This window comes from Magnetospirillum sulfuroxidans (assembly GCF_018224925.1).
GTDB classification, from domain to species: Bacteria; Pseudomonadota; Alphaproteobacteria; order Rhodospirillales; family Magnetospirillaceae; genus Magnetospirillum; species Magnetospirillum sulfuroxidans.
The window spans coordinates 30,983-51,962 of sequence record NZ_JAGTUF010000021.1; the positions used below are offsets into that span (position 1 = coordinate 30,983).

The 20,980-nt window shown below is 59.8% G+C and carries 22 protein-coding genes; 5 read left to right on the forward strand and 17 right to left on the reverse strand.

Annotation, left to right across the window (positions count from 1 at the left end; genetic code table 11):
- Positions 1-4 precede the first annotated feature (4 nt).
- The 3 genes from nifE to KEC16_RS16550 form a co-directional block, all read right to left on the reverse strand.
- Positions 5-1,393, reverse strand: a complete 1,389-nt coding sequence (nifE, locus tag KEC16_RS16540) for a nitrogenase iron-molybdenum cofactor biosynthesis protein NifE (RefSeq protein ID WP_211550964.1) — start codon at positions 1,391-1,393, stop codon at positions 5-7.
- 282 nt (positions 1,394-1,675) lie between these two features.
- A complete protein-coding gene (locus KEC16_RS16545) occupies positions 1,676-1,966 on the reverse strand; it encodes a type II toxin-antitoxin system RelE/ParE family toxin (RefSeq protein WP_211550966.1) in 291 nt (96 codons plus the stop codon).
- Positions 1,954-2,235, reverse strand: coding sequence for a CopG family ribbon-helix-helix protein (locus KEC16_RS16550; protein ID WP_211550968.1), 282 nt, complete (start codon positions 2,233-2,235; stop codon positions 1,954-1,956). Before KEC16_RS16550 ends, KEC16_RS16545 begins: the two co-directional genes overlap by 13 nt.
- A 250-nt stretch (positions 2,236-2,485) precedes the next feature.
- Between KEC16_RS16550 and KEC16_RS16555 the strand changes: the two genes are divergently transcribed.
- Together KEC16_RS16555 and KEC16_RS16560 are read left to right on the forward strand one after the other, a co-directional pair.
- Positions 2,486-2,866: a type II toxin-antitoxin system RelE/ParE family toxin gene (locus KEC16_RS16555; protein ID WP_211550969.1), complete on the forward strand. Its 381-nt coding sequence runs from the start codon at positions 2,486-2,488 to the stop codon at positions 2,864-2,866.
- Complete coding sequence (locus KEC16_RS16560; protein ID WP_211550971.1) at positions 2,853-3,176, forward strand: helix-turn-helix domain-containing protein; 324 nt, start codon at positions 2,853-2,855, stop codon at positions 3,174-3,176. The genes KEC16_RS16555 and KEC16_RS16560 overlap by 14 nt, the downstream gene beginning before the upstream one ends.
- A 158-nt stretch (positions 3,177-3,334) precedes the next feature.
- On the opposite strand, the gene KEC16_RS16565 is transcribed toward KEC16_RS16560, so the two are convergent.
- The 6 genes from KEC16_RS16565 to nifH form a co-directional block, all read right to left on the reverse strand.
- Positions 3,335-4,720: a hypothetical protein gene (locus tag KEC16_RS16565; protein WP_211550973.1), complete on the reverse strand. Its 1,386-nt coding sequence runs from the start codon at positions 4,718-4,720 to the stop codon at positions 3,335-3,337.
- Positions 4,721-4,894: 174 nt separating this feature from the next.
- Complete coding sequence (locus KEC16_RS16570) at positions 4,895-6,001, reverse strand: hypothetical protein (RefSeq protein ID WP_211550975.1); 1,107 nt, start codon at positions 5,999-6,001, stop codon at positions 4,895-4,897.
- Positions 6,002-6,252: 251 nt separating this feature from the next.
- Positions 6,253-7,617: a hypothetical protein gene (locus KEC16_RS16575; protein WP_211550977.1), complete on the reverse strand. Its 1,365-nt coding sequence runs from the start codon at positions 7,615-7,617 to the stop codon at positions 6,253-6,255.
- Positions 7,618-7,749: 132 nt separating this feature from the next.
- Complete coding sequence (nifK, locus tag KEC16_RS16580; protein ID WP_211550979.1) at positions 7,750-9,276, reverse strand: nitrogenase molybdenum-iron protein subunit beta; 1,527 nt, start codon at positions 9,274-9,276, stop codon at positions 7,750-7,752.
- 100 nt (positions 9,277-9,376) lie between these two features.
- Positions 9,377-10,831, reverse strand: a complete 1,455-nt coding sequence (gene nifD, locus KEC16_RS16585) for a nitrogenase molybdenum-iron protein alpha chain (protein ID WP_211550981.1) — start codon at positions 10,829-10,831, stop codon at positions 9,377-9,379.
- Positions 10,832-10,920: 89 nt separating this feature from the next.
- Positions 10,921-11,808 (reverse strand): nitrogenase iron protein, encoded by an 888-nt coding sequence (gene nifH / locus KEC16_RS16590; protein ID WP_211551024.1) that lies wholly within the window; start codon positions 11,806-11,808, stop codon positions 10,921-10,923.
- 287 nt (positions 11,809-12,095) lie between these two features.
- Between nifH and KEC16_RS16595 the strand changes: the two genes are divergently transcribed.
- Both KEC16_RS16595 and draG read left to right on the forward strand, forming a co-directional pair.
- Complete coding sequence (locus tag KEC16_RS16595; protein WP_211550983.1) at positions 12,096-12,914, forward strand: NAD(+)--dinitrogen-reductase ADP-D-ribosyltransferase; 819 nt, start codon at positions 12,096-12,098, stop codon at positions 12,912-12,914.
- 14 nt (positions 12,915-12,928) lie between these two features.
- A complete protein-coding gene (draG, locus tag KEC16_RS16600; RefSeq protein ID WP_211550985.1) occupies positions 12,929-13,813 on the forward strand; it encodes an ADP-ribosyl-[dinitrogen reductase] hydrolase in 885 nt (294 codons plus the stop codon).
- A gap of 38 nt (positions 13,814-13,851) precedes the next feature.
- Here draG and KEC16_RS16605 read toward each other — a convergent pair whose 3' ends face one another.
- The 8 genes from KEC16_RS16605 to nifB form a co-directional block, all read right to left on the reverse strand.
- Positions 13,852-14,412, reverse strand: coding sequence for a hypothetical protein (locus KEC16_RS16605; RefSeq protein ID WP_211550987.1), 561 nt, complete (start codon positions 14,410-14,412; stop codon positions 13,852-13,854).
- A gap of 326 nt (positions 14,413-14,738) precedes the next feature.
- Positions 14,739-15,158 carry an ArsC/Spx/MgsR family protein gene (locus KEC16_RS16610; protein WP_211550989.1) on the reverse strand — a complete coding sequence of 140 codons (420 nt, stop codon included), beginning with the start codon at positions 15,156-15,158 and terminating at the stop codon, positions 14,739-14,741.
- Between the two features lie 290 nt (positions 15,159-15,448).
- Positions 15,449-15,832 carry a 2Fe-2S iron-sulfur cluster-binding protein gene (locus tag KEC16_RS16615; RefSeq protein ID WP_211550991.1) on the reverse strand — a complete coding sequence of 128 codons (384 nt, stop codon included), beginning with the start codon at positions 15,830-15,832 and terminating at the stop codon, positions 15,449-15,451.
- Between the two features lie 34 nt (positions 15,833-15,866).
- Positions 15,867-16,733, reverse strand: a complete 867-nt coding sequence (locus KEC16_RS16620; RefSeq protein WP_211550993.1) for an SIR2 family protein — start codon at positions 16,731-16,733, stop codon at positions 15,867-15,869.
- 4 nt (positions 16,734-16,737) lie between these two features.
- Positions 16,738-16,953, reverse strand: coding sequence for a putative nitrogen fixation protein NifT (gene nifT / locus KEC16_RS16625; protein WP_211550995.1), 216 nt, complete (start codon positions 16,951-16,953; stop codon positions 16,738-16,740).
- Positions 16,950-17,216 (reverse strand): nitrogen fixation protein NifZ, encoded by a 267-nt coding sequence (locus tag KEC16_RS16630; RefSeq protein WP_211550997.1) that lies wholly within the window; start codon positions 17,214-17,216, stop codon positions 16,950-16,952. The genes nifT and KEC16_RS16630 overlap by 4 nt, the downstream gene beginning before the upstream one ends.
- Before the next feature lie 15 nt (positions 17,217-17,231).
- Positions 17,232-17,420, reverse strand: coding sequence for a 4Fe-4S dicluster domain-containing protein (locus tag KEC16_RS16635; RefSeq protein ID WP_024078612.1), 189 nt, complete (start codon positions 17,418-17,420; stop codon positions 17,232-17,234).
- A gap of 24 nt (positions 17,421-17,444) precedes the next feature.
- Positions 17,445-18,914, reverse strand: coding sequence for a nitrogenase cofactor biosynthesis protein NifB (gene nifB, locus KEC16_RS16640; protein ID WP_346344119.1), 1,470 nt, complete (start codon positions 18,912-18,914; stop codon positions 17,445-17,447).
- Positions 18,915-19,171: 257 nt separating this feature from the next.
- Between nifB and KEC16_RS16645 the strand changes: the two genes are divergently transcribed.
- Positions 19,172-20,893 carry a cation:proton antiporter domain-containing protein gene (locus KEC16_RS16645; protein ID WP_249209265.1) on the forward strand — a complete coding sequence of 574 codons (1,722 nt, stop codon included), beginning with the start codon at positions 19,172-19,174 and terminating at the stop codon, positions 20,891-20,893.
- The last annotated feature ends 87 nt before the right edge of the window (positions 20,894-20,980 follow it).

Here is a 20,980-nt window from a genome sequence, read left to right on the forward strand (position 1 = left end):
GGGCTTACTCCTCGACTTCCCAGGGCGCCGGCCGGCGCACTTGTTCCCAGATGGGGTTGGACAGGGCCAAGTCCATTTGCTGGACCAAGGTGACCATGCCGTCATAACCGGCATATTGGTGGTGGCGTTCCTGGTTGATGTCCAACCATGGGGTCTTGGCCTTCAACGCCACGAATTGCGAGCGTCCACCCGACAACATGATGTCGGCGCGCCCTTCCTTGAACATGGCGTACATATCGCGGGGGGCGATGGCGTCGACCAGCTTGTCTTCGTCGCCGCCCAGGCGTTCCAGCGCTTTTTGCTTGTCGGCCTCGGTGGATTTGCGCACCGACGATCCGACCACTTCCATGCCCATTTCCTGAAGCGCATGGATCACCGACCAGCTTTTGACGCCGCCGGTGTACAGCAACACGCGCTTGCCGGCGAGGCGGGCGCGGTAGGGTTCCATCCGCGCCCAGGTCTTGGCCTCTTCCTCGGCGATCAGGGCCTCGGTGCGGTCCATCAGGGCCGCGTCGGCGCCGCGTTCGATCAGCATGGAAGCAATGGCGCGCAAGGCTTCCGAGGTGTCGGAAATGCCGTAGAACGAGCCTTCGAAATACGGGATGCCCCAGCGTTCCTGCATCTTGCGGGCCAGCGTCACCAGGGCCTGGCTGCACACCACCATGTTGGCCTGCGCCGTATGGGCGGCGGCGACGTCGTTGTAGCGGGCGTCGCCGGTGATGGCGGTGCGCAGGCGGATGCCCAGGCGGTCCAGCAGGGCGCGGACGATGGCCATTTCGCCGGCGACGTTGTATTCGCCTAAGATGTTGATGTCGTAAGGGGTGGCGTCGTCGGGCTCGCGCGTGCCGATGACATAGTCGATCAGCGCCTCGCCGGCCAGCCGGTTGCCCAAATTCTTCGAGCCGACGAAGCCCGGCGCTTCCACCGGGATCACCGGAACGCCCAAACGTTCGGTCGCCGCCCGGCACACGGCGACGATGTCGTCGCCGATCAGGGCGGTGACGCAGGTCTGATAGACGAACACGGCCGGCGGGTTGTGTTTGGCGATGGCCTGCTTGATCGCCTTATACAGCTTCTTTTCGCCCCCGTTGATGATGTCCAGGTTGGACAGATCGGTGGTGAAGCCGCGACGATACAGCTCGGGGCCGGACGACCCGACGTTGCGGGTGTCCCAGGAATTGCCTTCGCAGGCGATGGGGCCGTGAACCAGATGAACCGCATCGGTGATCGGCTGCAACGCGATCTTGGCGCCGTCGAAGGCGCAGCCGCCGGCGGCGGCGCCGGGGACCAACTGCTTGCCGCAGCCCTTCTTGCGTTCTTTCTCCGACTTCGCCTGATTGGTGGCGCAGCCGGGTTCGTTCATCAGGTCCTGGATTTTCTTACGGTTGAGCATGGGTGGCGGCCCTCCTCATGGAACAATTCCAAGAGATGCAAGTCGCGGGCCATGCGGGAAAATGGCGGAAAAGCAGGATTGTTTAGCCGCTGCTGTCGGTCATTGTCGGGGATGCGACACAGGATGTCGGGGCAGGGGCAAGGGGGACAGGATTTCCGCTTGGGCCGCTTTGCGGCCATGGCCGGCGTTCGGGAGTGGGAGCACGGCACTCGAATGCAGACGTTATTTCAGCGTCTTCAACTCAAGGCCGATGCGTTGCAAGCGCGAAATGCGCACCAAGCCTTAGAATCCCGCTTCCCTAGTGTGACGCACAGTCAAAACCACAATGTCGCGCCCGTCGTAATGATAACGCGCAACGTAGCCGCCATCGCCGAATTCGATGAGCCAATCGCGAAATTGCGGCTCCATATCGTCAACGGGGCGGCCGATTTCGGGCTGCACAGCCAAGATCTTCATGCTCTCGCGGATCGCCCGCACCGCCCGAAACGCGGCCTCCCGGCTTTTCGGCCGCAGAAAGGCGTGGAACCGCGCGACGTCTTGCACCGCCAGAGGCGACCAGATCAGCCGTGGCATTCAGGGATTTCGACGTCCTCGCCGGCTTCGAGCTTGGCAAGCCAAGCATCGGCTTCGGTGGCGGTGATATGCAAGCCGGTCGTTTGATAATCGGTCCAAGCGGCGATAGCTGATTGGCGAAACTGTTCGCGCTTTTCCTCGCGTTCAACGTATTGGGCGATGGCTTCGCGCATGATCCAATGCGGCGAACGGCGCTGAGCGGCAGCCAGCCGCTGCACCTTGCCCTTTATCTCCTCGTCGAGTTTCAGGCTTGTCGTTGATGCAGCCACAATGGAGTGCTCCCAGGTGTTACCTTGGAGCACTATAGCGCTTTCTCCTGGCCGATATCAACGTTACCGGGGCAAATGGCCGCCTTGCCGCTTTGCCGCCCATGGGGGGCGTTTAAGAGTATGGCCGTGACGCCCGAAAACTGCCGTTAATTTCCGTCGTCGGATCGGCCATCCATGATGAAGCGCCCTTGAAATATAGAACCAGGTTCTACATATTTGATTTGCGGGACGGGCACGGGAGCGGCCAGCGTTGATAATCTACAAAAGCAAGTGGTTTGTCCGGTTTGCCAAGAAAGAGCGCATTGCCGATGCCAAACTGTGCGAAGCCATCATGAACGCCGAGATGGGCCTGATCGATGCGGATTACGGTGACGGCTTGATAAAGCAGCGCATTGCCCGCCCGAGCGAGGGCAAGTCGGGGGGATACCGGTCGATCATTTTGTTCCGAAAGGGCGAACGGTCGTTTTTTGTCTACGGCTTTGCAAAGAGCGACCAGGACAACATCGATAAAAGTGATGAACGCGATTTCAAGAACTTGGCCGCCGTGCTGCTGAATGCCTCGGACGAGCAGTTGGCGGATCTGGTGGAAAGCGGGAAGTATCAGGAGGTTCAGTGCGATGGCCAGAACTAAGACTTACAAGAGCAACGTGAAGGCGGCAATCCACGAGACGGCGCAGGGCCTGCTTGAGGCCGGGCTCATTGACAAGCACACGATGCGTCGGTTTGACCAATCCTGCCTGACGCCGGTCCGGAAGTTCACGGCCGACGAAATCCGCGCCCTGCGCGAGCGTGAACAGGTCAGCCAGACCGTGTTCGCCATGTACCTCAACGTCACCAAGGATTCGGTGAGCCAGTGGGAGCGGGGCGACAAGCGGCCCGCCGGCCCGGCCTGCAAGCTGTTGTCCATTGTCGCCGAGAAGGGCCTGTCGGCCATCGCCTGAGCCTTGAGGTGCATCGTGACTGCTCCGCGCCCATCTACGACATCGACGGCTCGTGTGGGCTGATCTCAATAGCGGCCGCAGGCTGCTCCCCTCTATCGACGCTTATCACCCGGTAGTTCGCCCCACGCAACCCCTAGTCCGGCGTGAAGCCTCCTGTTTTAGCCTTGTGCCTTACCATTCTCCGGCCTGACTGTGCTCTTATTGCCACTTACGGGCGGGGGTGGCGCGAAGATTGTTCCCGTCGCCGGGTCAACACCCGCAATGATCCGGCGCGTTAGTGCGTGCAGCAGGCCCGAGATATCAAGAAGTAGTTTGTCGTCCTTCGCGCTTGAATAGGGCGACACCAAGTTCCCATGCATGACCTTGTTGCGAAGCGTGTCCCACGCTTTGTACTGATCTGCAGTCACCCACCCCGCATCGCGAAGCTGGCGAAGGCCGATCGCGGCCGAAGTCTCCAATATTCGCGACGCCGCATTTTTGGCTGGCTTCTTGAACCGGGCGTCTCCTGTCCAAAGATCAATATAGGCCTTGAACTTGTCGATTTGCGTTTCTAGCTTTGCTATCTCGGTAGTCTCCATATCCGAGCGCCAGGAACCCCGCGGGAAGATCAGATTAACTAAGCCCTCAGCGGCGCTGGCATACGTAAGGGCCCATACCCAGCGGGATCCACTGGAGGCTTGGATAACCTCGACATAAAGCTCTGTAATGGCGTTCGCCTCGAAATCGCGCACACTGGCGACATAGGCGAGGAGACGGGCATAGCTGGTCCAAAACCCCTCTTTATCGATAAATGCCTTTTCTCCCTGCCAGAGGGCACAGGCATCGGCACGTTCCGACCAGGGTGGTGACGGGCGGACCCAGTTCATCACATAGGTTCCGATTCCCCGGGCGACAAATCGCGGGTAGATAAGTTGGCCGAACAGAATTCTCAGCGGCTCACCCAGCCAATTCTCGGTGAACGTTACCGGTAGCTGAGTAGTGCCTGGAGCGTGAATTAGTAATTTGTTGTCCTGGTCGTCCAGGGTGAAGGTTACATCTGTATCAAGGATTGACATCCGATGGACAGACTTCCCATCTACTCCTGGCTTCGGAAAAAAGCGACGCAGGACAATGCGGGCCATGTGATGGGCTGGAAGCAGATAAATGACCTCTGTAAATAGAGCGGTCGGACCGTCATTGGTCACTATTATAGAATCGAATTCCCCACTAAATATCCAGTCCTCTCCGTGGCCACCAGGGTCGACCTTCGCTATTGTCCAACCGCAAAGGAGCCGCGTGCCATCTTCCGCCACTGCCTCTAATCGCTCCCGGAGGCAACCGTCATAGGGGTCTTGTTGGATGCGATTGAGGGTGCGTAGCGCATGACCGATGTCCTCCGGAACACCCTGGATTCGGTAGCAGAAAGAAGTTTCCGAACTGACGACGACCTCGCCGGAACCCACGACCAGAGGGGGCTCGTTGTCGCCCGCCAATAAGGTCATTTTGGAGCAAGTGATGACCGTCCCCACTTCGGCAAAGCGCTGCAATCTGTCCAGAATGGTCATCTAAATCTCGTTAGGCCTGAAGCAACACGTGCTGACGTCTCTAAAATACAACTTCATAACCAAACCCGCCATTCCCCTTCCGGCCCCTTTTGCTCATTCCGCTTTGCGGCCATGGCGGGCGTTCCGGGAGGCTGCGTCAGTCTCCGACGGCGGACACTGCAATTTTTTGCACTGTCACCGTAACCTGACGAGTTCAATCGTACGGGTGTGAATAATCAGAACAGGGATACGCTTGCGGCCACAGACACGATCCAGCCACCCTCGAAAAAGCTGCCAAATACATCTCTTTGGTCTCGGTATGCGCGCAGGATGTTGTTTCGAGTGGACTAGATAGCCGAGCGAATTCGGCGGGGGCGGTAGCGAACGGCTGATTGGACCCGTTGCCGCCATGCGGCCAGTTGGTGTCGAGTCGAATATGCTCTGCGGTGCCTCGCTATTCTCCACGATCGCGATGATTTCGGCGCAGATACGATCCCAGCCCGTAAGGTTAGTCGGGGACGGCGGATAGCCCTTACACTGGAAGCTTGCCCCAACTTCGATATTGCCGGAGCTAGGAACCTTCGCCCCTGAGAAAAAAGCTTGCAGGAAGGCACCAAAGGTCAGGTCGCACGTGTGATTAAGGATCGGCGGCCCCGCCATCCACCATGAGGTCCAATGTGTTGCGGCCGGACTTTTCGCTCCCGATTCAATGCGTGGGGCGGCGATGTACCAACCATAAGGCAACGTTCCGAGCTTTGGTCCGCGGAGATCGATAGATTGGGCCAGTGGTGTAGCGGATTTTGACGCCTTGAAGAGGTCGAAAACCGGCCACATCGACAGAAGGTCGAACTCTTTCTTCGTCGATCCCGCCATCGCGCTGATGGGCACCTTGGGGGCCACGATCTGGCTTTTCTCCTTAGCGACCTTCGCCTGGAGCAGCACGGCCCGGGCATTCGTAATGTCCGCCCGCGTACCGTCCGACAATACCAATTCGTCAAAGGCAAACAACACGGCATCCCCCAGTTCGGTCCGCTCTGTTTTTGACGCGATAGCTGCCAGTTTTGACGCGATAGCTGCCAGGGGAATCTTGTCGATCCAGGCAAGGCGGATGGTGACCTCGAATTGCACGCCGGGATTCTGGGTGAAGCTCCCTTGAAGCAGCCCCTGGAGCTCACGCAGATAAGATTTTCCAAACAGAGTGGAGAGCTGCTTGAGTTCGCCTTTTGAGGCCGTAGTCTGCGCATGGTTTCGGGTAATTTTGTCGATGTCCATAACCATCGACTGGGTAATTGAAAGACGCACGAGAACCTCGCTTCCAGTACCGGCCCAGTTTTGCGGACGCAGGTCGAAGTTACACCGCTTGGCGCGGTCCGATCAATGGGGCGGAGAGACCATCCCATTGCTTTGAGTCTGGCTGCCCGAACAGCTCCCTCAGAATCCCGGATCCTGATAGTGGTCGTCGGATTACGATGTGGATTGCGGTGTCACAGCACTTAATTGAAGGTCCGCGGTGTCCACGTCCACCTCCCAAACCCGACCTTCCGCTCACGGCCCTAATCAGCCGAGGCCCCGGTTGGTGAGGACACGCCTTTGAGGTAATTGGCCAGGGCCTTGACCTGTTGCTGCCAATGGTCTTCGTCGCGGTGTTCTTGTTGGCGGATATCCGGGCGGGCTTGGGCTTGTTCGATATAGCGCAGCAGATAGGGCATGCGGGCGCGGCGGGATTCCTCGGTCTGGCCGAGATTATAGGCGAAGCGTTCCAGATAGCGGGTGCCCAGGCGGGGAAAGACCCGGTGCAGCATCAAGACAAAGAAATCGTGCCAGGGATCGGGGAAGGCGGTGAAGCCTTTGAGCAGCATGTCGCGCAACGCCCCTTCGCGGGCTTGTTGCTGAAACACGCGGGGGTCCCATTCCTGTTCGTACAAGGTATGGCAGGCGCGCCAGAATTCGGACAATTGCGGCCACCAATCCAGGGAAGCGGAAAGCAAGGATCGCATCAGCACGATCTCGTCATTGCCCATATGGGGCAGATCATAGGCGGCGGGCGAGGGCGGTTGCAGGATGTCGCGCAATTCCTTGGTTTCCGGCTTGATCTTGAGCACGCGCTCGCCGTCGCGCAATTCGCTGACCAGCAACAGGTCATTCCAGGCGCTGTTCCAGGTCAGTTCCAGCAGACGCTTCATGCTGTCGTTGATGTGTTCCCAGAAGCTTTCGGTGGTGGCGGTGCCGATATCGATGTTGCTGGCCAACAGGCGCAATTGCCGGCTGCTCTTGATCTTGGGATAGATCAGCGCGGCGACGGCCTGCTTGTAACGCTCGGCAAAGGACGGCGACAGCAGGAACGGCAGCGGCAACGGCCGCGACACCGCCGGATTGTGCTTTTGGAAAAACGCCAACACCCGCTCGACCCGGTATTGCAACGCCGCCAGACACAGATCGTCAAAGCTGGCGAAGCCGCCGCGCGGGTTGGGCGGCGCCGGTTCCGGGTATTCGATATGCTTGAGCAGATGGGCAAGCTGCGGCGGCAGGCTGTATTGCAGGTCTTGCGGGCCGTCGTCTTCCTGGGCGGCAGGGGGCGGCACGTCGTCTTCCAACAGCCGGTTGGCGGCCTGTGCCCGCCGGACCGGGTCGTGTTCCAAATGCGGCACGCGCTTTTCCCGCGCCGCGTCCAAGATGGCGACGCAATCGGCGGCGGCCAGCCGGGTGTGGTGGCGCAATTCCTTTTCCGGCGCGTCGAACGGCAGGTCGCCGACCACCTCGCCCAGCAGGATCGACAATTGGTCAAGCAGCTCGCGTTCGTCGGTGCGGCGCAAAATCTGGGTCAGGGCCACATAGGATTGCTCCATCAGCTCGACCGGATCGTCCAGGGCGGCGATGGTGTGGCGCAGACGTTCGGCATCGACGGGCAAATCGGACATGGCTATGACTTTCGGGCAATCACCTTCCGTCAGTATATGGCCGTGTCGATCTTTATCGCCAAGCGGGAAATGAAAAAACCCCGGAGCACTGGGGTGCTCCGGGGCTTGTACGATCCAAACCGGGACAGCAGGTTACCGGGTCAGATCGAAGGAGATGTCCGATTCGTCGGCGACTTCGAACACACGGTCAAGGATTTCGACCAGAACCCGCAACGCGCCCTGATAGCCGAAGGTGGGGAAGCGATGGTGATGGTGGCGGTCGAAGATCGGGAAGGTCATGCGGATCAACGGAATGCCGGTGTCCTTTTCCAGATACTTGCCGTAGGACGAGCCGATGATGAAATCGGTCGGTTCGGTGAACAGCAGCGAGCGCAGATGCCACAGATCCTTGCCGGCCCACACCTGACCCGAGGCGCCGAAGGGCGAGGAGGCCAGCAGGGCCTTGGCCTTGGCTTCCCAGTCCTTGCCGCCATTGGTGGCCAGGACGTGGGTCGGCTCGGCGCCCATTTCCATCAGGAAAGCGGCCATGGACAAGCAGAAATCGGGGTCGCCGAAGACGGCGAACTTCTTGCCATGCAGCCAAGCCTGGCTGTCGGTGATGGCGTCGACCAGACGGCCGCGTTCCTTTTCGATGGAAGCGGGAATGGCCTTGCCGGTCAGTTCCGAAACCTTCATCAGGAAAGCGTCGGTGGCGCCGATGCCCATGGGATAGTTGAAGGCGGCGGTCTGCTGCCCCTTGGTCGCCACATATTCCAGGGTCTTGAGCGAGCAATATTCCTGCAAGCCGATGGTGGCCTTGGCGTTGATGGCGGCGCGGGTGTCGTCGAGCGTGGTGCCGCCGTCATACATGCGGTATTCGCCGTCCGAGGGCGTGTCGTAGACATCGGAAACGTCGCCGATGAAGGTGTAATCGACGCCCATGGTGTCGAGGTAACGCTTGATCTCGCGGTTGTTGGCGACCGCATAGCCGTCGAAACCGGGGATGATGTTGATCTTCTCGCCGGCGGTGCCGGTCAACTGGGATTCACGATCCCAGAAGTACGAGAGGATGCCCTTCATCTGGTTGTCGTAGCCGGTGGTGTGGCTGCCGACGAAGGACGGGGTGTGGGCGAAGGGAACCGGGAAATCAGCCGGAACCGATTCCTTTTCCTTGGCGGTGGCGATGAACGCCGACAGATCGTCGCCGATGACTTCGGCCATGCAGGTGGTCGAAACCACGATCATCTTCGGCTTGTACAACGTGTAGGCGTTCTGCAAGCCTTCGACGATGTTGGCGAGACCGCCGAACACGGCGGCGTCTTCGGTCATCGAATCGGCGACGATCGGCACCGCTTCCTTGAAGTGGCGAGCCAGATGCGAGCGGAAATAAGCGACGCAGCCTTGCGAACCATGCACGTAGGGCAGGGTGCCTTCAAAACCGGCGGCCACGAACACCGCGCCCAGCGGCTGACAAGCCTTGGCCGGATTGATGGTGGCGATTTCACGGGCGAAGTTCTTTTCGCGGTATTCCCAGGTCTTGGTGTATTCGACCTGGGCGGCCACGACATCGTCGGTGGGCCGGCACTCGAACTGAGCCTTCTTGGTGGCGAACAGTTCCAGGTATTCCGGTTCCTTGAACAAGGAAATGTGGTCTTTGATCTTGTCAGCGCTCTGCGGCATGGCAGTTCTCCTTCATCCTCCCCGCGCCCCCGTTTTGTGGGCGTCACGCGAGGAGGTGTTGTGACATCAAGAAATGTAAGGCTTTACAAACGGTTGGCGCTTACGCGGCCTTCCACGGAGCCTTGAACTTCGACCAGATCGGGCTGTTGATGGCCAGGTCCATATCGCGAGCGAAAATGGCGAAGCCGTCATAACCGTGATACGGGCCGGAATAGTCCCACGAGTGCATCTGGCGGAAGGGCACGCCCATCTTTTGGGTGGCGTACTTTTCCTTGATGCCGGAACCGACCAGATCGGGGCGGATCTTTTCGATGAACTGCTCAAGCTCGAAGCCCGAGACATCGTCATAGATCAGCGTGCCTTCCTTGACGTAATCGGTGGTGCGCTGATAGTCGTCGTTGTGGCCGAATTCATAGCCGGTGCCGACGATGGTCATGCCCAGATCGTCATAGGCGTTGGCGACGTGACGGGGACGCAGACCGCCCACGTACAGCATGACCTTCTTGCCTTCCAGGCGGGGCTTGAACTTGGCCAGCACATCGGCGACCAGACCTTCGTACTTGGCGATGACCTTTTCGGCATTGGCCTGGATGGTCTCGTCGAACTGCGAGGCGATCTTGCGCAAGCTCTTGGCGATCTGGCTGGGGCCGAAGAAGTTATATTCCACCCACGGAATGTTGTACTTCTCTTCCATGTGACGGCAGATGTAGTTCATCGACCGATAGCAGTGGATCAGGTTCAGCTTGGCCTTGGGGGCGCGTTCCATTTCGGCCAAGGTGGCGTCGCCGGACCACATGCCGACCACGCGCAGACCCATTTCTTCCAGCAGCTTGCGGGACGGCCAGGCGTCGCCACCGATGTTGTAATCGGCGATCAGATTGACGTCATAGGGGCCGGTTTCCCATTCGGGCTTGGACTTTTCGAACACCCAATCGCGGATGGCGTCGTTGGCGATGTGGTGACCCAGCGACTGGGACACACCGCGGAAGCCTTCGCAACGGACCGGAACGATGGTCTTGCCGGTTTCCTTGTGCTTCTTCTTGGCGACGGCTTCGATGTCGTCACCGATCAGGCCGATCGGGCATTCGGACTGGATCGAGATGCCCTTGTTCAGCGGGAACAAGACGTTCAACTCGTCGATCATCTTTTCCAGGTTCTTGTCGCCACCGAAAACGATGTCGCGTTCCTGGAAGTCCGAGGTGACCTGCATGGTCACGAAGCTGTCGATGCCGACCGTGCCATTGAAATAGTTGCGGCGCTGGGACCAGGAATAGTGACCGCAGCCGACCGGACCATGGGAGATGTGGACCATGTCCTTGACCGGACCCCACACCACACCCTTGGAACCGGCATAGGCGCAACCACGAATGGTCATGACACCGGGAACGGACTTGATGTTGGACTTGACGCCACAGCTGGACGAACCAGCGTCGTCAGTCTTCTTGACGTTAAGGTGACGGCCACGCTTCTTGGCGGCCTTCTCGGGGTACTGCTCGAGGACTTCCTTGATAAGGGCCTCATTGAAAGCAGCGTCGGGTGCGTTGTCGAGGCTCATGCCCCATCTCCTTATCCGGGTTTTCGCATCCCCCGCCGCCGCCATACGAGCGGCGGGGGTAACGATAAAAGCTGGTCAGTCGCCAGTAATCAGCCGCACAGGCTCTTTTCCTTGGCCTCGAGCTCGGCCAGGGCAGCTTCGTCGGACTTCATGATGCCGAATTCCAGCAGCATGTCTTCCAGCTCTTCCATGGTGATCGGGGTCGGGATGGTGCCCTTGCCGGCATTGGCATGGATCTTGGTGGCGAGCTGGCGGTATTCGGTCGCCTGCTTGGAGTCGGGGGCGTACTGGATGACGGTCTGGCGACGCAGCTCGGCGTGCTGCACACCATTGTCGCGCGGCACGAAGTGGATCAGCTGGGTGTTCAGCTTCGAGGCCAGGCTTTCCGACAGATCGATCTCGCGGTCGGTCTGACGTTCGTTGCAGATCAGGCCGCCGAGGCGGACGCCGCCGGAACCGGCATACTTCAAGATGCCCTTGGCGATGTTGTTGGCGGCGAACAGCGCCATCATTTCGCCGGACATGACGATGTAGATTTCCTGGGCCTTGTTTTCGCGGATGGGCATGGCGAAGCCGCCGCACACCACGTCGCCCAAGACGTCGTAGGAGACGTAATCGACGTCGTCATAGGCGCCGTTTTCTTCCAGGAAGTTGATGGCGGTGATGACGCCACGGCCGGCGCAGCCGACGCCCGGCTCGGGGCCACCGGCTTCGGTGCACTTGATGCCCTTGTAGCCGATCTTCATGACGTCTTCGAGTTCCAGGTCCTCGACCGAACCGGCCTTGGCGGCCAGATGCAGCACGGTGTCCTGCAGCTTGGTGTTGAGGATCAGACGGGTCGAATCGGCCTTGGGGTCGCAGCCGACGATCAGGATCTTTTGATCCATCTCGACCAGGGCGGCGAGGGTATTCTGGGAGGTGGTCGACTTGCCGATACCGCCCTTACCGTAGAAAGCGATCTGACGAGGCATATTGATGTTCCTTTCGCTGGTCTAGCCTTCAATGGACTGGCGGGGGCATCGGCCGCCGCCTCTGATCCCATAGAGGCAATGGGCGTGCCAACTTTTTGGAATGCCTAAACAATCAATAATATCAATGCATTAATGTGGTTTTTGGGGGCGTGGTGAGGGCTGTCGGGAAGCCTACACGCTGTCGCAAGCCTCACATTCAGCCGCCATCAAGCTTGGTGGGCGCTGACAAACGCCTTATATTGCAAGGCACAAAAATTGCATGGGTATTGGTGACGGAATGGGAGTATCGGGGCGTGACACCAAGGCCAAAGTACAGTTTCGGCCAGTCCACCAATCTGGTGGGCCTGCCCACCGACCTTCTGGGATGCCGCGAGTTCAACGATTATCCGCAGGAATTGCACATTTCCGGTGCACGCGAGATGAACAAGAACTTGTTCGAGATGTTGTCCCAGGCACCGGACCTTGGTGATGCCGGCTTGGCCTTCCATGCCTATATGAACGCCATGTTCGGGATGGAGCCCGAGCAACAGGAATACGAGCAGGCGCTCAAGGGGCGACGCTTTCGCGCGTCGTTCCTGCGGTTGCTGAAGGGCTGGGGCTATGACAGCAACGGCCCCGAAGGTGCGGTGCTGAAAGGCTGGGTGCAAAGCCGGTTTGGTTTGTTCCCAACCTTTCACAAGGATGTCATCGACCGTATTTCCGGGCCGGTGTGGACCGCCTATGTGGAAGAAAAGATGTCGTCGCGGTTTCACAACAATTCCATCCACACCCAATTGGATATGCTGTACGAATTCTGCCAATGGGCGTTAGGGCGCTTTGCCGCGCCGGGAAAAACCCATCTGACCTTGTACCGGGGCACCAATTCTTTCGACGAGCATCAGATCGTCGATCGGATCGATCGTCGCCGGGTGGTCATGCGCATCAACAATCTGGCGTCTTTTTCCGAAGATCGCGACGTCGCCGGCTGTTTTGGCGACGTCATCATCACCGCTCATGTCCCGGTGGTGAAGATCATCTTCTTTAATACGTTGTTGCCCATTCATCCCCTGAAGGGCGAGGGGGAGTACCTGGTCATCGGCGGCGAATATCTGACCGATGCCAGCTATTTTTAGGAAAGAGCATTTCCATGGAAGAAAACATCCCTCTGCTTGACCGTGCCCTGGGGGCCTATCTCGGACTGGCTGTCGGCGATGCGTTGGGAGCGACGGTAGAGTTCCTGACCAAGGGCGAAATTCAAAGCCAGTACGGCGTTCATCGCAAGATGATCGGCGGCGGCTGGTTGCATTTGGCTCCGGGGCAGATCACCGACGACACCGAAATGTCGCTGGCCATGGGGCGTTCGTTGGCCCGCATGGGACGTTTCGATGCTGTCGATGTGTGTGATGAATTCGCCGCCTGGCTGAAAACGGGTCCGGTGGATATCGGCAACACCTGCCGCCGCGGCATCCGTCGCTATATGATCCATGGCAGCGTTGATGGTCCTTATTGCGATGGCGATGCCGGCAATGGCGCCGCCATGCGCGTGCTGCCGCTGGCCTTGGCCACCCACGGGCATCCTGACAAGGTCGAGCCGTGGACCTTGGCGCAATGTCATATTACCCACCATCACCCGCTGTCGGACAGCGCCTCACTGGCCATGGTGCGGATGGTTCATGCCTTGTTGAACGGCGAAGGCATGCGCGGCGCCCGCGCCATCGCCACCGCCCTGGTCGACAAGCACCGGAGTTTCCGCTTCGAAGTGTTCAAGGGCCAATCCACCGCCTATATCGTCGATACCATGCAGACGGTGCTGCATTTTTATTTCGTCACCGATTCGTTTCAGGAATGTCTGATTCAGACCGTCAACCAGGGCGGCGATGCCGATACCACCGGCGCCATGGTCGGGATGTTGGCCGGCGCCTGTTATGGTCTGTCGGCCATCCCCAATGCGTGGTTGAGCAAGCTGGACAAGAATGTGTCCGAGGAAATTCGCGCTCAAGTGCCGAAATTGCTGGCGATCGGGGCGGCATAGGGGGGGGGCGGCGTCGATCGGGATAAGCCCCCTTATCCTTATTCGTTCGGGCCTTTCTGTTTGTTTTTAAGCCAGGCCGAGAATTTTGAATCACCGCCCTTGGCCGCCGGTTTCTTGGCCGCCGGTTTCTTGGCTGGCTTGAGGGCGTCGTGGACGGTTGTCCGCAGGCTATTGCTCCGAACCGTCGCGGCGGGCACGATCAATTGATGGACCGCGCTCATGGAAATGCTGATCTCGGGACGATCCGGCCCGTGCGCCCAATAAAAGCTTAGTCCGGCGTTCATCACGGCCAAGGCAATGCCTTGGGTCGAGACGTTGTCGAAGGCCAGCCAGCCATCGGTGGTCTGGACTTCGGTGAACAGGTGGCTGTCATGGCCGATTTGGACGCCATTGAACCAGATCTCGCCCACCTGCATGGCACTGGGCGATGTTGGGTCATAGGTCGAATAAAGCCACGGCTTGTGCGGGATGCCCTTTTGAATCAACCATTCTTGCAGCTTGGCCGCCACCTGATCGCAGATCATCGCTTCTTGGTCGGTTTCCCTGATCTTGGCGATGATGGCGGTGACGATGGCGGCGATTTCCGCGCGTGTCGGCAAATTTGCAGATGAACTTGAAGCGGCCATGGAACCGAGAGTCGCCGCCCGTTGCACTGATCCGCCACCCGGATGGGGCCGGGGAACGGGAGGAGACGCTGGACGGGCGGCCGCGGTGGGTATCTTGGTCTGAACCCCGGCGGCGCCGAAGCGGGTTGGCGGTGGGGCGTGGTGGACCCTGGCGTTGCTTGCCGCGATTGCCGGCTTGGCCTGTACCGTGCGGGGCCATGCAATGGGCGGCGGCGGATGATGTCGCTGATTGGACACGGATCGACTTCCCTGTGTTCTGGTTTAACGAGCCGGTTCACCGGGAAGACTTCTTTGATCGGTCAGGCTGGCGGTTCGCATTTCGGCGCGTGATCGTGTTTGGGGCAGCCTTCGCCGACGCCGCCGGCGGCGTTCAGGCCGATCCATGCCGCCACCTTGGTTTCGTCCCAGCCGACCATGCGCCGATCCCCCGCCTGCATCAGCGGCCGGCGGATCAAGAGATGGTCTTCCAACAGCAATTCCAGCGCCTTGGTGGCGCTTAAGCTCTCGGGGACGACTTCCCCCGACTTCACCTTCGGGGCGGAGCGGTTGAACCATTCGGCCGGTGGCAGGGGGGCAAGGAAAGCCAGCAATTCGGCTCCCGACCATGGATGCGACAATAGATCGCGCACCTCCAACACATGTCCCGAATCCGACAATGTCTTCTTCTGGCGGGAATTGCCGCCGCAGCCGGGCTTTTCGTAGAAAATCACGTGGGCCATGGGTGTTCTCATTTCCTTGCCGGTGGTGGTTCCGTGTGACCCAGCAAGAATCAGACCGTCAGCCCTGTCGCCATGGCAGCGTTCCAGTTCCGCCCTCATCAAAATTTTGCGACCGGAGCGGCGGGGGGACGCGGCGGGATGTGGGCCAAGGCAAGGTTGCCGAAAAGAGGAAGAGTGTCAAAATTATAGCGCCAAAGGTTGTGTTGTCGTCAATCGCTCATCATCGGGCGACAAGAAAAAGGGGGCGCCCCTAAGGACGCCCCCCGATATCGATCTGCGTGCTTCCGCCATCAACGCCGCAGATCGATCTCGACTCCGGCTTCGCCGGAGAACTCAACCAGAATGTCTTCATCGCGAACGATGTACTGACAGGCCAGACGGAACGGCGGGGGCATATCCTCCACCTCGGTCTTGGCCAGCAATTCCTTGGACAGCTTGCCGTTCACCGACAGGGTCAGCTTTTCCTTGTCGGTCAGGTGGATGGCCTTGGGGGCGTTGTCGCCCAGATGGGTCACCTTGATCAGGCAGGAGCCGCATTCGCCGTCCTGGCACTGGAACGGAATGACGATGTTGTTGGCCTTGGCCACGGCCAGCAGGGTGCCGTTATCGCCGGCGACGGCGTAAACGGTGATGTTCTTGCTCAGGGTCGGACCGCTGAAGGTTACGTTGGCCATCTTTGGGTGCTCCTTGGGGATTTCGTCGGAAGAGTCACAAAACCGGGGCTGTCGCCGCCAGAATCTCGGCCGCTTGGGCCAAGGGCATGGAAATCGGGGTTATCTTTTCGATCTCCATGAATTTCTTTTCGTTCGGGGTCAGATCGTCCCAAGGCACCACCGCATAGCGCGGCCCCTTGGAATGCTTGGTCAGGCAGCGGGCGAAGGTGCGCAGGATCTGGTCGTAGAAACGGCATCCCAGAAAAATGACTCCCATCTCGGTCCGCCGCTCCTTGATGGTGTCGGGGATCGGGGTCTGAATATCGATGTCGGTCAGGACCTCGACGTAATCGGCGTCGGAAGCCAAGACGTCGCCGGCCGGCAGCGCCGCTCCGTGCGGCTTGTACAAAATGGTCGTGGCCTTGGCCGCCTCGGCTGAGGCCACTTCGCTGCCATCGGCGGCATAGGAGCGGAACCACGGCGCGTCGCCGGTGCGGCGGGCTTTCGAGGTGCCTTGGAACAGCGCCCAATCGGAACGGGCTTCGGCCAGGGCCTGGGCCATGGTGCCGTCGTACCAGGTGTCGATGATCAGCGGCAATTGGGTGCGTCCGGCCAACCAGCGGTGCAGCAGGCTGGGTTCGGGCACCGGCTTGAAGATTTCAAGCATCAGCTTGTCCAGCGTCATCCGATGACGAAAGGTCTCGATATATTGGGCGGTGTGCCACATGTTGTTGCGGATGCGCCCCGGAACGGCGACGCGCTTGCACAGGCGCTGCGACAATTCCCGCGCCCCCGTCGGCACCGGCCACGGTTCGGGGGTCAGCGTCAGCACTTCGGGGCCGAGAAACGGAATAAGGTGTCCCGCCGCGATTTGACGGCCCAGATCGGCAACGATTTCATGGGGAGCGGCGGGAATGTTCATGGCTTTAATCCTCGTCGTCGGCGAGCTTGCGCGCATCGACGGTGATGGGAAGCGGGGTATCGTCAGGCATATCGGGCATCTGGAACGACCAGCCATTGCTGATCTTGATCACGCCGCCCCAAATTCCAGGCTTTTCCGATTCGACCACTTTTTCTTCCAGATCCTTTTTCGGGACGTAGATTTCGTAGTAATCGTCGACCTTGCGCAGGGTGACCTTCATCCCAGTTTCTCCATACTTTCGATTTCGTGCGTGCGCATGCCGACCAGCATGCCGCGGTCGACGAAGTCGATGGCGTAGACGTAGAAACGGTTGAGGAATGTTCCCACCGATTTCACATAGCCCACGTCACCGCGGTGAATCAGAAAGGCCCCCATGTCTTGCCCGGGATAGGTTCCGTCGTTGCGGATTTCCCGAATGGCCTGAACTTTCTCCCCCGGCTCATAGGCCGGTGGTCCGTATAGTTCGCTGGCTTGGGCTTCCATGGGAGCCTCCCCTGATTACGCCTTGACGATGCAGTTTTCGACCGGGCAGACGGCGATGCATTTCGGGTCGTCGCCGTCGCATTCGCTACAGGCGCTGGCCTTGATGACATAGGTCTCGCCCTTCATGGCGATGGCGGCGTTGGGGCACTCGAATTCGCAAGCGCCGCAGGCGGAGCAGGTGGAGGTGGTGATCTTCAGAGCCATGGCGGTTCTCCTTGGGTTAAAAAATCAGGCAATGGAGCCGTAGCTGAGGCTGGCATTGGCTTCGGCGTACCAGCGGGCTATGGCGGTTTCGATATATTCGAAGGGATAGGAATCGATGGCGGTGATGCCGGCGGCAGCCAAATCCTTCTTCGGGCACGACCCGATCTTGGACACGAACACGGCCTCGATGCCGGCCAATGTCGGGATCAGGTTGTCTTCCAGCACGTCGTCGTCGCCCCAACCGCCTTGGCAGTAATTGTCCACCTTGCGGTGACCGACGAAACGCACGCCGTCGTGATCGACTTCGTAGACCTGGAATTCGCTGGCGTGGCCGAAATGTTGGTTGACGCGACCGCCGCCCTTGGTGGCGACGGCGACCAGACGGGCTGGCGCGGTTTCGGCGGCGGCCAGGGTATCCTCGGCCTTGGTCACGGCGGCTTGGCGGTCGGCGCGTTCGCGCTCGACCACTTCGCGATACAGCCGCCGGGCCTCGGGATCGTATTCGACCTCGGCGTCGATCTTGTCCATGGTGAAGTCCTGCGACAGGTCTTCCCCCAGCATGCCCACCGCATCGGCGCGGCACTGGCGGCAATGGCGCATCAGATTGGCGCCGCCGGCCAGTTTGTCCTGCAAGTCCTTCAACTCGGCCGGGTTGGGGCCGCGCTGGCCGGTCAGGCCGAAATGGGTGCCGTGGGCGGGATCAGAAATCAGCGGCATGACATTGTGCAAGAAGGCGCCGCGCGCCTTGATGGCGGCGTTGACGTCCATCAGGTGCTGGTCATTGATTCCGGGGATCATCACCGAGTTGACCTTGACCAGGATATTCTTCGAGGCCAATGCTTCCAGGCTTTCCATCTGCCGTTCGTGCAAAATCTTCGAGGCATCCAGGCCGGTGTAGCGTTTGCCGTTATGATAGATCCACGGGTAGATCAGGGTGCCGATCTCGGGATCGACCATGTTGATGGTGACGGTGACGTGGTCGATGTTGTGGTCGGCCAGGGCGTCGATATGGTCGGGCAAGGCCAAGCCGTTGGTCGAGACGCAGAACTTCAGATCGGGCAGACGCTTTTCCACCTGACGGAAGGTCTCGAAGGTCTTGCGCCAGTCGAACATGGAATCGCCGGGGCCGGCGATGCCCAACACCGAAAGCTGCGGCACCTTGTTGGCGACGGCGACAACCTTCAGCGCCGCCTGTTCCGGCGTCATCCGCTCGGAGGTGACGCCGGGGCGGGATTCATTCGAGCAATCATATTTGCGATTGCAATAATTGCATTGGATGTTGCAGGCTGGAGCCACCGCCACGTGCATGCGGGCGAAATAATGGTGGGCTTCTTCCGAATAGCAGGGATGATCCTTGATCTTGTCCCACACATGGGCCGGCATGTCGTCGGGACCGGAAGACGATCCGCATGACGATTTGGTCGAACAGCCGCTGGCCTGGGGCTTGGCTTCACCACGCTTGGTGATGCTTTGCAGGGAAACGATGTTGGACACCGGCAGCCTCCAATTCAGGGGTCTCTGAACTTAGGTACTGCAACTGTGATGCCAACTTTAGAATGGCGGAAAATAAGGGCTTTGAACGTTTTTGTCCGTTGTCGCATCCCCGACAGCGGCGTCGCGGATGCGACAGAACGCTTTTTTGTCGCCACCGGGTGGAAACATGACTTGGGCTTACCCATACTGAAGGCCCGTTCCTCGACGAAACAAGGACTTCCATGCATCCAGAGGCATCTTTGATCGCGACCATCGCCATGAGTCTGCTGTTTGCCTTTGCCGGCGGCTGGGTTGCCTCATTGCTGCGTCTGTCGCCCATCGTCGGCTATTTGCTGGCCGGTATCGCCGTCGGCCCGTTCACGCCGGGTTATGTCGCCAATACCGGCTTGGCCCAGGAATTGGCGGAAATTGGCGTCATCTTGCTGATGTTTGGAGTCGGGTTACATTTCTCCGTCAAGGATTTGTGGTCGGTGCGCTGGATCGCGTTGCCCGGCGCGGTGTCGCAGATCGTCGTCGCCACCGCCATTGGCGCCCTGCTGGCGCATTTTTGGGGATGGAGCTTGCCGGCCGGATTGGTCTTCGGCCTGGCTTTGTCGGTGGCCAGCACGGTGGTGTTGCTCCGGGCCTTGGAGGAACGAGGCTGGGTGCAGACTTTGAACGGCCGCATCGCCATTGGCTGGCTGATCGTCGAGGATCTGGCCATGGTGGTGGCGTTGGTGTTGTTGCCGGCTTTGGCGCAAGCGGCGAAAGGGGGCGGCGGATCGCTGGAAAGCCTCTTGCCGGCCTTGGGACTGACCTTGGCCAAGGTCGCGGTTTTCATTGCCTTGGTGCTGGTCGTCGGGCGCAAGGTGGTGCCGTGGGTGCTGGAGCAGGTGGCGCGCAAAGGCTCACGCGAGATGTTCACCCTGGCGGTGCTGGCCTTGGCCTTGGGCATCGCCTATGCCTCGGCAACCCTGTTCGGGGTGTCGTTGGCGCTGGGGGCTTTCTTCGCCGGGGTGGTGATGAGCGAATCCGATCTCAGCCATCAAGCGACGGCGGATTCGCTGCCCTTGAAGGATGCCTTCGCCGTCTTGTTCTTCGTTTCCGTCGGCATGCTTTTCGATCCATCGATTCTGATCCGCGATCCGATGGCGGTGATGGCGGTATTGCTGGTGATCATTATCGGCAAATCATTGGCCGCTTTCGCCATCGTGCTGCTGTTCCGCTATCCGGTCGGCACGGCGTTGGTGGTATCGGCGAGTTTGGCGCAGATCGGTGAGTTTTCCTTCATCCTTGCGGGGTTAGGGGTGGTCGAAGGCCTGCTTCCGGCCGAGGCGCAGACTTATATACTGGCCGGGGCGTTGCTCTCCATCGCCCTTAATCCGGTGGTGTTCATGACCTTGGGACCGCTGGAGCGCTGGATGTCCGAACACCCGAAATTGCGGGCGCTGCTGGAACGGGCCAGTCGCGACGAGATGTCGGAATTGCCCCAGACAATATGCGGCGGCTTGTCCAACCATGCCGTCATCATCGGTTTCGGGCGGGTTGGCGCGATGGTGGCCCGTGGCTTTGAGGCCGGAAAAATCCCTTATGTGGTGGTCGAACAGAACCGGCAGGTGGTTCAAGCCTTGCGGAAGCGCGGGGTGGTGGTGGTCTGTGGCGATGCGGCGACCCCAGGCGTGCTCGAATCCGTTGGGGTGGCGACGGCCAAATTGTTGGTGGTGGCTATTCCCGACGGCTTCCAGGTGCGGCGTGTGGTGGATGCGGCCCGCGTCGGCAATCCCCATATCGACATGGTCGCCCGTACCCATAGTGACACCGAGCGCGACTACCTGGAGCGCCAGGGGGTTGGCTTGGCGGTGATGGGAGAGCGTGAATTGGCCTTGTCGATGATGGGGTATGCGTTACGCAGTGTTGGCGTTCACGACGAGGCGGCCGGCATGCTTGTCGCCGGATTGCGAAACATGAATGGGCCGGTTCATCCCAAGGCGGCGTCATGACCGGCTTGACGCCTGACCAAATCCCCGTGACAGAAACTCATGGGGATTTGGTCAGGCCCAAGGGGCCGCGCGGCATAGGGGCTGCCC